This window comes from Gemmatimonadota bacterium (assembly GCA_026706345.1).
Lineage (GTDB): Bacteria > JAAXHH01 > JAAXHH01 > JAAXHH01 > JAAXHH01 > JAAXHH01.
Genome location: JAPOYX010000201.1, coordinates 1 through 2,134, shown reverse-complemented (window position 1 = coordinate 2,134; position 2,134 = coordinate 1). Strand labels below are relative to the sequence as shown.

3 protein-coding genes are annotated in these 2,134 nt (G+C 62.7%); 1 reads left to right on the top strand and 2 read right to left on the bottom strand.

The window, feature by feature from the left end; genetic code table 11:
• Positions 1-557, top strand: a 557-nt coding sequence (locus OXG98_14085) for a hypothetical protein (GenBank protein MCY3773130.1), incomplete at its 5' end; no start/stop codon positions are given.
• 64 nt (positions 558-621) lie between these two features.
• Here OXG98_14085 and OXG98_14080 read toward each other — a convergent pair.
• Together OXG98_14080 and OXG98_14075 are read right to left on the bottom strand one after the other, a co-directional pair.
• On the bottom strand, positions 622-1,566 hold the full coding sequence (locus OXG98_14080) for a Gfo/Idh/MocA family oxidoreductase (GenBank protein MCY3773129.1): 945 nt from the start codon (positions 1,564-1,566) through the stop codon (positions 622-624).
• Positions 1,567-1,577: 11 nt separating this feature from the next.
• On the bottom strand, positions 1,578-2,134 hold a 557-nt coding region (locus tag OXG98_14075; GenBank protein ID MCY3773128.1), incomplete at its 5' end, for a class III extradiol dioxygenase subunit beta.

The following is a 2,134-nucleotide window of genomic DNA, read 5'->3' as shown; positions in this document are numbered from 1 at the left end:
ACGCCGGCGAAATGGTCGAGCAGGTGCTGCTGGCGGACCCCGCCAATCCCAAGGGGCTCTGGTACGGCGGTCTGCGGGCCAGCGCAACGGGACAGGACGTGATCGCCGTGCAGCGCTGGAGGATGATGCTGGAAGGCCCGGTCACGCCCGAGGTGCGGGCGATCGTCGAAGGCGAACTGAATCGCCTGGGAGCGCGCGTTGACACGAGCGGGTCCGTCGCCGCGGAAGGCAACGTGGAACTTCGCCTCGCCCTGGGGCCGCCCGCTTCCCCGCCACCCGGCGCCGTCCTGTTCATCGTGGCGCGCATACCCGGACAGGCCGGTCCGCCGCTGGCCGCAAAGCGCGTGGACGGCGCGCGCTTCCCGCTGGATGTCCGGCTGAGCGACGCCGACGCAATGCTGCCCGGCGCCACAATATCCGATCAGTCCAAACTGGTGATTACCGCCCGGCTATCCGCCAGCGGACAGACCACGTCCGGCCCCGGCGACTACGAGGCGCAGGCCGCCTGGCAGGCTGGGCAGGGCGCCCTCGAACTCGAACTGATCCATCAGCCCTGAGGCAATCGGCGAAGCCTGGGAATCGCGACCCCCGCGCATTGCCGCCCGCGAAACTTCCGGGCTGCTACGAGCTGAATTGCTGTTCGACTTCGTGCAGCACGCGGTAACAGTCGAGCACCTGGGCGACCGATGAGTTCGGTTCGCGGCCTTCCCTGATCGCCGCGAAGAACTCCCGGTCCTGCAACTCGATACCGTTCATCGACACGTCGACCTTCGACACGTCGATGGTGTTTTCGTAGCCATCGACCAGGTCGTCGTAGCGCGCAATGTAGGTACCGTTGTCGCAGATGTAGCGGAAGAAGGTGCCGAGCGGACCGTCGTTATTGAAAGACAGCGACAGGGTGCAGATCTTGCCGCTCTCCGTCTTCATCTGGATTGACATGTCCATGGCGATGCCCAGTTCGGGATGGTGCGGTCCTTCCATACCATTGACGTGGACGATCCTTTCGCCCGCCTGATACTGGAACAGATCAACCGTGTGAGCCGCGTGGTGCCACAACAGGTGATCCGTCCAGGAGCGCGGCTCACCCGCTGCGTTGATGTTCTTGCGCCGGAAAAAATACGTCTGCACGTCCATCTGCTGAATGTTGAGTTCGCCGGCCGCTATCTTGTTGCGGACCCACTGGTGAGACGGATTGAAACGCCGCGTGTGCCCGCACATCGCGACAAGTCCGGTTGCCCGTTGCCTGGCCAGCACGGCCTCGGCGTCCGCCAGCGAGTCCGCCAGCGGTATTTCGACCTGCACGTGTTTGCCCGCATCCATACATTGAATGGCCTGGTCCGCGTGCATCTGGGTCGGCGTGCACAGGATTGCCGCATCCACGCCGGGCAGATCGAGCGCCTCGGCAAGATCGGTCGTTGCGTGCCCGATGCCGTATTGTTCTGCAATCTTCTGCGTTGGCTCAAGCGTTCTTCCGACCACCGAAACGCAGTCGACGCCGTCGATGTTTGCGATGCCGTCCAGGTGCTTCTTGCCGAACGCTCCAGCTCCCGCCAGTACAACCTTCATATTTCCTCCACTTAACTGCTGTTTTCGAGAACGAGATGGCCGACTGCGGTATTCGAAGCCGGCACATGGTAAAAACGATGCCGCTGGACCACCTCGTCGTCCAGCGCGCCGCGCATGATCAGCCACATTACGAGCTCTATGCCTTCGGAACCGGCCTCGCGCACGTACTCGAGATGCGGCTTTGCGGCAAGCCCCCGGGGGTTCGCGACAATCTGATCCAGGAATGCGTTGTCCCATTCCTTGTTGATCAATCCGGCCCGCGGGCCTTGCAGTTGATGGCTCATCCCGCCGGTGCCCCAGACCTGCACGTTGAGGTCTCCGTCGAAACTCTCGACGGCGCGGCGAATGGACTTTCCGAGGTTGTAGCAGCGCTGCCCGGAAGGCGGTGGATATACGACCACGTTGACGGCGAAAGGAATGACCTTGCATGGCCAAGCCTCGGGTTGCCCGAACATGAGTGACAGAGGGACCGTTAGTCCATGGTCGACGTCCATTTCGTTGATCACGGTCAGGTCGAAGTCATCCTGAATAACCGATTGCATGATGTGCCAGGCGAGGTCCGGGTGCC